The sequence below is a fragment of the Pseudomonas sp. P1_A1 genome, assembly GCF_056406935.1.
In genome coordinates, this window is sequence record NZ_JBFTZE010000013.1 from 23,712 (window position 1) to 32,282 (window position 8,571).

Annotated in this window: 7 protein-coding genes; all 7 read left to right on the plus strand. The window is 59.8% G+C overall.

Annotated elements, in window-relative coordinates; translation table 11 throughout:
- Positions 1–3: 3 nt before the first annotated feature.
- The 7 genes from AC1D2Q_RS19360 (at position 4) to pgi (ending at position 8,437) form a co-directional block, all read left to right on the plus strand.
- A complete protein-coding gene (locus AC1D2Q_RS19360; RefSeq protein ID WP_019582860.1) occupies positions 4–1,443 on the plus strand; it encodes a sigma-54-dependent transcriptional regulator in 1,440 nt (479 codons plus the stop codon).
- A 730-nt stretch (positions 1,444–2,173) separates the two neighbouring features.
- The gene (locus AC1D2Q_RS19365) at positions 2,174–3,574 is read left to right on the plus strand and encodes a polynucleotide adenylyltransferase PcnB (RefSeq protein WP_477814223.1); all 1,401 of its coding nucleotides are present in this window, start codon (positions 2,174–2,176) and stop codon (positions 3,572–3,574) included.
- Positions 3,575–3,577: 3 nt separating this feature from the next.
- Complete coding sequence (folK, locus tag AC1D2Q_RS19370; protein WP_477814224.1) at positions 3,578–4,063, plus strand: 2-amino-4-hydroxy-6-hydroxymethyldihydropteridine diphosphokinase; 486 nt, start codon at positions 3,578–3,580, stop codon at positions 4,061–4,063.
- Positions 4,064–4,335: 272 nt separating this feature from the next.
- Positions 4,336–5,136: a 3-methyl-2-oxobutanoate hydroxymethyltransferase gene (panB, locus tag AC1D2Q_RS19375; protein WP_477814225.1), complete on the plus strand. Its 801-nt coding sequence runs from the start codon at positions 4,336–4,338 to the stop codon at positions 5,134–5,136.
- Positions 5,133–5,993: a pantoate--beta-alanine ligase gene (gene panC, locus AC1D2Q_RS19380; RefSeq protein ID WP_477814226.1), complete on the plus strand. Its 861-nt coding sequence runs from the start codon at positions 5,133–5,135 to the stop codon at positions 5,991–5,993. Before panB ends, panC begins: the two co-directional genes overlap by 4 nt.
- A 171-nt stretch (positions 5,994–6,164) precedes the next feature.
- The gene (gene panD / locus AC1D2Q_RS19385; RefSeq protein ID WP_003228271.1) at positions 6,165–6,545 is read left to right on the plus strand and encodes an aspartate 1-decarboxylase; all 381 of its coding nucleotides are present in this window, start codon (positions 6,165–6,167) and stop codon (positions 6,543–6,545) included.
- 227 nt (positions 6,546–6,772) lie between these two features.
- Positions 6,773–8,437: a glucose-6-phosphate isomerase gene (pgi, locus tag AC1D2Q_RS19390; protein WP_477814227.1), complete on the plus strand. Its 1,665-nt coding sequence runs from the start codon at positions 6,773–6,775 to the stop codon at positions 8,435–8,437.
- Positions 8,438–8,571 lie beyond the last annotated feature (134 nt).

An 8,571-nucleotide genomic window follows, 5' to 3' on the forward strand; every position in this document is an offset into this window, starting at 1 on the left:
TCAATGCCGCACATTTTGATCGTCGAAGACGAAACAATTATCCGCTCCGCCTTGCGCCGTCTGCTGGAACGTAACCAGTACCAGGTCAGCGAAGCCGGATCCGTGCAGGAAGCACAAGAGCGTTTCAGCATTCCCACGTTTGACCTGATCGTCAGTGACCTGCGCCTGCCGGGCGCGCCGGGTACCGAGTTGATCAAACTCGGCCAGGGCACTCCGGTGCTGATCATGACCAGTTACGCCAGCCTGCGTTCGGCCGTCGACTCCATGAAAATGGGCGCGGTGGACTACATCGCCAAGCCTTTCGATCACGACGAAATGCTCCAGGCCGTCGCGCGAATCCTGCGGGACCGCCAGTCGGCGCAAGCCAGCGGTGAGCCGGTCGTCGGCAAAGCGTCCAATGGCGCCGCAGCAAAAAGCGGTGTCGACAACAGCAACGGCGAAATCGGCATCATCGGCTCTTGCCCGCCGATGCAGGACCTGTACAGCAAAATCCGTAAAGTCGCGCCGACCGATTCCAATGTCCTGATCCAGGGCGAATCCGGTACCGGTAAAGAACTGGTAGCACGTGCCCTGCACAACCTGTCCAAACGCGCCAAGGCACCGATGATTTCGGTGAACTGCGCGGCCATTCCTGAAAGCCTGATCGAGTCCGAGCTGTTCGGCCACGAAAAAGGCGCGTTCACTGGCGCCAGTGCCGGGCGTGCCGGATTGGTGGAAGCGGCGGACGGCGGCACCTTGTTCCTCGATGAAATCGGTGAACTGCCACTGGAAGCCCAGGCCCGCTTGTTGCGTGTATTGCAGGAAGGTGAAATCCGCCGGGTTGGTTCGGTCCAGTCGCAGAAGGTCGATGTACGCCTGATCGCCGCGACCCACCGGGACCTCAAGAGCCTGGCGAAGATCGGCCAGTTCCGTGAAGACTTGTATTACCGCCTCCACGTGATCGCCCTGAAACTACCGGCCCTGCGCGAGCGCGGTGCGGACGTCAATGAAATTGCCAATGCCTTCCTGGCGCGGCAGAGCGCGCGGGTCAACCGCACCGATCTGAAATTCGCCCTGGATGCCGAGCAAGCAATTCGGCATTACTCCTGGCCGGGTAACGTTCGCGAACTGGAAAACGCGGTCGAGCGCGCGGTGATTCTGTGCGAGAGCCCGGAGATTTCCGCCGAGCTGCTGGGCATAGACATCGAACTCAGCGATCTGGAAGACGACGATTTCATCGGCCTCGCGCCCCAGCAGGGCAACAGCGCCGGTAACACCAGCCACGAACCGACCGAAGATTTGTCCCTGGAAGACTACTTCCAGCACTTCGTGCTCGAGCATCAGGATCACATGACCGAAACCGAACTGGCCCGCAAACTCGGGGTCAGTCGCAAATGCCTGTGGGAACGCCGCCAGCGCCTGGGCATCCCGCGGCGCAAGACCGGGGTGGCCAGCGAGAGCTGAACCGCGCCTGTCAGATGCGCGGGTAACACGTGACATTGTGGAAAAACTGTTACCTCAGCTTTTTCACGTAACAGAAGCCGGGGCTTACGGTAACGAAGCCCCGGTTTTTTTGGCCTCGAAAAACACCATTAGCCCGCCTAACCCCTTGTTTTACTGGGCCTCACAAAAGTTGGCACGCACCCTGCTATATGTTCAGTACAAGAACAATAACAAGTAATGCACAAGACAATAAAAATAAGACGAATCGACTCACGCACAATAAAAACAAGACGGCGAGAGGCGTAGCTAACTGATTCTTTTGGAGAGGCGTTGCATTTGGGGCTTGCCCCGCAACCAGGCCGAGAACAATAAAAAACTGTCCCGAGACAGTGCCTGAACTGGTTGGATCACACGATCATAGCAACACAGCGACCAAAGCAATCCGTTTGCTCTTGGCTCCCGATTGGGAGGGTCATGAAGGAAAACTTCATGGCGAGGGCGCTCAACAAAAACAAGAAGCCCGAAACCAATAATAAAAATAGAGCACGCAACTACTTCTGGGGGAGCTTCGGCTCCCCTTGTGGTTTCTGGCGTTTGGCATTCTCACTACTACAAAAACCGCCCCTCAAGACATCTCCCTTCAAGCGCTTGCGCAGCTTCCTACACCATCCCCCGACTAAATGCTAGAATCCCGGCCCATCATGCGGTCATTCTTCGTTATGGCCGAACATTCCTTCAAACAGTGCATCCCATGCTGAAGAAGCTGTTCCAGTCATTCCGTTCTCCCCTGCGTCGTACGCAACACATCCGCAGCACGCCTGAAGTGCTCAATAGCGGCCAACATTCGCTGCAAAAGGCGCAATTCAGCCGTTACGCGGTCAACATCGTCGAACGCTTGCAGAACGCCGGTTACCAGGCTTACCTGGTCGGCGGCTGTGTGCGTGACATGCTGCTCGGCATCACGCCGAAAGATTTCGACGTCGCCACCAGTGCCACCCCTGAACAGGTACGGGCCGAATTCCGCAACGCGCGGATCATCGGTCGTCGCTTCAAACTGGTGCATATCCACTTCGGCCGCGAAATCATCGAAGTCGCGACCTTCCGCGCCAATCACCCGCAAAACGAAGAGGACGAAGACAGCAACCAGTCTTCCCGCAACGAAAGCGGGCGCATTCTGCGCGATAACGTCTACGGCACCCTGGAAGAAGACGCGCAACGCCGCGACTTCACCATCAACGCCTTGTATTACGATCCGGTCAGCGAGCGCATTCTCGACTACGCCAATGGCGTACACGACATCCGCAATCACCTGATCCGCCTGATCGGCGATCCGAAGCAGCGCTACCAGGAAGACCCGGTGCGGATGCTGCGGGCCGTGCGTTTCGCCGCCAAGCTGAATTTCGGTATCGAGAAGCACAGCGCCCTACCGATCCGCGATCTGGCACCGATGCTGCGCGAGATTCCATCAGCCCGTCTGTTCGAAGAAGTGCTCAAGCTGTTCCTCTCCGGCCACGCCGCGGACACCTTCGAAATGCTGGTCGACCTGCAGCTGTTCGATCCGCTGTTCCCGGCCAGTGCCGAGGCGCTGGAATACAACCCGACGTACACCCACACGTTGATCAGTGAAGCACTGATCAACACGGACTTGCGGATCAAGCAGAACAAACCGGTCACTCCGGCATTCCTGTTCGCCGCCCTGCTCTGGCCTGCCCTGCCGGCCCGCGTGTTGCGCCTGCAAGAACGTGGCATGCCGCCGATTCCGGCAATGCAAGAAGCAGCGCATGAGCTGATCGCCGAACAGTGCCAGCGTATTGCGATTCCGAAACGCTTTACCATGCCGATCCGCGAGATCTGGGACATGCAGGAGCGTCTGCCGCGCCGCAGCGGCAAGCGGGCCGACCTGTTGCTGGACAACCCGCGGTTCCGCGCCGGTTACGACTTCCTGCTGCTGCGCGAAAGCGCTGGTGAACAGACCGATGGCCTGGGCGAATGGTGGACCGACTATCAGGACGCCAACGACAGCGAACGTCGGGACATGATCCGCGAACTCAGCGGCAAGGACGACGGCAGCGGTGCTCCGCGCAAACGTCGCCGCAGTGGCGGTGCCAAACGCAAACGCGCTGCCGGCGCTTCGAGCACGACAGGCGAATAAGCCATGGAACGCATCTACATCGGCATGGGCAGCAATCTGGCTGACCCTGCCGAACAGTTGCGCAGCGCTGTCGGGGCCTTGGCACGCTTGCCGCAGACCGAACTGGTCGGTGTTTCCGGGTTTTATCAAAGCGACTCGCTGCTGCCCGGCCAACCGCGTTATACCAACGCGGTCGCCGCTCTCGACAGCTGCCTCGCGCCGCTGGAGCTGCTCGATGCCCTGCAAGCCATCGAGAACGGACAAGGCCGCCAGCGCCTTGAACGCTGGGGCCCGCGTACGCTGGATCTGGACATCGTGCTGTTCGGCGATCGACTGATCGACGAACCGCGCCTCAAAGTCCCTCACTATCACCTGCAGGAACGAGCCTTTGTGCTCTATCCGCTAGCCGAACTGGCACCGGCGGACTTGCGCCTGGCCGATGGCCGCACCCTCGCAGAACTACTCACCGCCTGCCCGTTCGTCGGTCTGGAACGCCTCCCGGCAGCCTGAGTTGCCGCTTTTGATGATACAAGCCCATCGCAAATCTGCTGAATCGCGTCAGTAACGTCGGTAACACCCCACACGTAACAATGCGGTAACACACGCAATTGACTTCCCGGGTTCTCCTCACGACTATAGGCGTCCCGCTGCCGCCAACGCGGCACTAAAGGGCGCAGTCCAGGCCTTACAAGCACCACGAAAGAGGGTGCGCCTGTATAAATGACGAATCACGCGCGTTACTCGCAGTAGTTTTCATAGCGCCTGTAATGAGGATTTTTTTCATGCCAGCCATCACCCTGACCACGCTCCAAAGCCTCAAGCAGACAGGTGAAAAGATCACCATGCTGACCTGCTATGACGCGACCTTCGCCCACGCCTGCAATGAGGCCGGGGTTGAAGTGCTGCTGGTGGGCGACTCCCTCGGCATGGTCTTGCAAGGTCACGACAGCACCCTGCCGGTGACCACTGCTGAAATGGCCTACCACGTGGCAGCCGTCAAACGCGGCAACACCGATGCCCTGATCCTCGCCGACCTGCCCTTCATGGCCTACGCCACCCTCGATCAAACCATGACCAACAGCGCCCTGTTGATGCAAGCCGGTGCGCATATGGTCAAGGTTGAAGGGGCATTGTGGCTCGCGGACTCGATCCGTCTGCTGGCCGAACGCGGCATCCCGGTGTGCGCGCACATGGGGCTGACACCGCAATCGGTCAACATCCTCGGCGGCTATAAAGTCCAGGGCCGCAACGAGAACCAGGCGCGGCAGATGCGTGCCGACGCGATTTCCCTGGAACAGGCCGGCGCGGCCATGCTGCTGCTCGAATGCGTACCGAGCGAACTGGCCGAAGAAATCAGCCAGGCGGTGAAGATCCCGGTGATTGGCATCGGCGCCGGCAGTGGCACCGACGGTCAGGTCCTGGTTCTGCACGACATGCTGGGCTTGTCCATGACCGGCCGCGTGCCAAAGTTCGTGAAGAACTTCATGACCGACCAGAGCAGCATTCAAGCCGCCTTGAGCGCTTACGTCACTGAAGTCAAAGCGGCGACTTTCCCTGGCATCGAACACGGATTCTCTGCATGAACACCGTAAAAACCGTACGCGAACTGCGGGCCGCGGTGGCCCGCGCCCGTAGCGAAGGCAAGCGCATCGGCTTCGTGCCGACCATGGGCAACCTGCACAGCGGGCATATCGCGCTGATTACCAAAGCCACCCAACGGGTGGATTTCGTGGTCGCGAGCATTTTCGTCAACCCGCTGCAATTCGGCGCCGGCGAAGACCTCGACAAATACCCGCGGACCCTGGCCGCCGATCAGGAGAAACTGCTCCAGGCCGGTTGCCATCTGCTGTTTGCCCCAACCGTCGAAGAAATGTACCCCGACGGCATGGCCGGCCAGACCCGCGTCAGCGTTCCGCAACTGTCTGAAGGCCTGTGCGGCGCCAGCCGTCCGGGGCATTTCGAAGGGGTGGCGACGGTAGTCAGCAAGCTGTTCAACATGGTCCAGCCGGACCTGGCGATCTTTGGCCAGAAAGACTTCCAGCAACTGGCGGTGATTCGCGCCCTGGTGCACGACCTGAACATGCCGATACAGATCATCGGCGAACCGACCGTACGGGCCGCCGACGGTCTGGCGTTGTCGTCACGCAATGGTTTCCTCAGCGAAGAACAGCGGGCCATCGCACCAGAGGTCTATCGCACCCTGACCCGGATCAGCGACGCGATCAAACAGGGCGAGCGCGATTACCCGACGCTGATCAACGAGCAGATCAAGCAACTGGAAGTCGCTGGCCTGCGTCCGGATTACCTGGAAATTCGCCATGCGCTGACCTTGCGTCCGGCGACAGCGCAGGATCGGGATCTGGTGATTCTGGTGGCGGCGTTCCTCGGCACGACGCGGTTGATCGACAACCTGCATCTGAACCTCGACGCTACGTCCTAACGGCAAGATCAAAAGATCACAGCCTGCGGCAGCTCCTATACGGTCTCGCGGAGACCTTTAGGAGACGCCGCAGGCTCGGGCCGCGTTCGGACGATCTTTTGCGTTGTATTGCCGCCCACAAAGCCTTCGGGCAAACTGCCCCCCGTTCGATTCCGACCCGGGGAAACACTCATGCACGCCATCATGCTCAAGGCCAAGCTGCATCGCGCCGAAGTCACCCACGCTGTACTCGATTACGAAGGCTCTTGCGCCATCGACGGTGAATGGCTGGATTTGTCCGGCATCCGTGAGTACGAACAGATCCAGATCTACAACGTCGACAACGGCGAACGCTTCACCACCTACGCGATTCGTGGCGAAGAAGGCTCGCGCATGATCTCGGTCAACGGTGCCGCGGCGCACAAGGCCAAGGTCGGCGACCGCGTGATCATCTGCGCCTACGCCCACTACAGCGAAGCCGAACTGCTCAATTTCAAGCCGCGCATGCTCTACATGGCGCCGGGTAACGAACTGAGCCACACCAGCAATGCCATTCCGGTTCAGGTCGCCTGACCGAACCGCCCCCCTCCCAGCTTTCCGTTTGTCGGACCGCTCCTGGTTAAATGTTAAAAAAGTACCGGGAGCAGGTCAGACAAAGTCAAGACAGATTGCAGCGCGAGGTTTACTGTATTCGCCCTGCGCCAGAAATCGTGTCGACGCAGTTGACCGGACGCCCACCCACAGCGCTCCGGGATTTTTAGTGTTCAAAAGGCCGTTCAAGTAAAAGGAAAACCGCAGCGATGGCGTATTACCGCACTCCTCACGACGTTACCGCTCTGCCCGCTTGGCAAGCGCTGAATGACCACCGCCAAGCCATGCAGGATTTCAGCATGCGCGAAGCCTTTAATGCCGACCCGCAGCGTTTTAATCAATTCACCCTCAGCAGCTGCGGCCTGTTTCTCGACTACTCGAAGAACCTGATCAACGCCGAGACCCGCAATCTGCTGGTGGGCCTGGCCAACGAAGTCGACCTCAAGGGCGCGATCAAAGCGCTGTTCTCGGGCGAGATCATCAACGCTTCCGAAGGACGCCCGGCCCTGCATACCGCACTGCGCCGTCCGGTGGGCGACAAGCTGTCGGTCAACGGCGTCAACGTGATGCCCGACGTGCACAAAGTGCTGAACCAGATCACCGATCTCGTGGGCCGTATCCACGACGGTCTGTGGCGCGGTTACACCGAGAAGCCGATCACCGACGTTGTGAACATTGGCATCGGTGGCTCGTTCCTCGGCCCTGAGCTCGTGTCCGAAGCGCTGCTGTCCTACGCCCAGAAAGGCGTGCGTTGCCATTACCTGGCGAACATCGACGGCAGTGAATTCCACGAACTGACCATGAAGCTGCGCGCCGAGACCACGCTGTTCATCGTCTCGTCGAAATCCTTCAACACCCTCGAAACCCTGAAAAACGCCCAGGCCGCCCGCGCCTGGTATCTGGCTCAGGGCGGTTCGGAAGCCGAGCTGTACCGTCACTTCATCGCCGTCTCCAGCAACAACGCGGCGGCCGTGGCGTTCGGTATTCGTGAAGAGAACATCTTCCCGATGTGGGACTGGGTCGGCGGCCGTTACTCGCTGTGGTCGGCCATCGGTTTGCCGATTGCCCTGGCCATCGGCATGTCGAACTTCAAGGAACTGCTGTCCGGTGCCTACACCATGGACCAGCATTTCCAGAGCGCGCCATTCGAACAGAACATGCCGGTACTGCTGGCGTTGCTCGGCGTCTGGTACGGCAACTTCTGGGGCGCGCAGAGCCACGCGATCCTGCCGTACGACCACTACCTGCGCAACATCACCAAGCACTTGCAACAGCTGGACATGGAATCCAACGGCAAGAGCGTGCGCCAGGACGGCACGCCAGTGTCCACCGATACCGGCCCGGTAATCTGGGGCGGCGTTGGCTGCAACGGTCAGCATGCTTACCACCAGTTGCTGCACCAGGGCACCCAACTGATCCCGGCCGACTTCATCGTGCCGATCGTCAGTTTCAACCCGGTGTCCGACCACCACCAGTGGCTGTACGCCAACTGCCTGTCGCAAAGCCAGGCATTGATGCTCGGCAAGACCCGCACCGAGGCTGAAGCCGAGCTGCGTGACAAGGGTATGGCCGAGGATGAAGTGCAAAAACTGGCCGCGCACAAGGTGATCCCGGGCAACCGTCCGAGCAACACCCTGGTGCTCGAACGCATCAGCCCGCGGCGTCTTGGCGCACTGGTGGCGTTGTACGAACACAAAGTCTTCGTGCAAAGTGTGGTCTGGGGCATCAATGCCTTCGACCAGTGGGGCGTGGAGTTGGGTAAAGAGCTGGGCAAAGGCGTCTACAACCGCCTGGTCGGCAGCGAAGAAACCCCGGCCGACGATGCTTCCACCCAAGGCCTGATCAACTACTTCCGCGGTCGTCACCGCGGGTGATAGGCTGAAGGGGCGGTTTACCCGCCCCTTCAACTTGCAGCACCGACAGTTCCACGGCACCGGGTTTACTGCAAAATCGGTGGCGTGCGCTATTACTGTGTAGGAGCTGCCGAAGGCTGCGATCTTTTGATCCT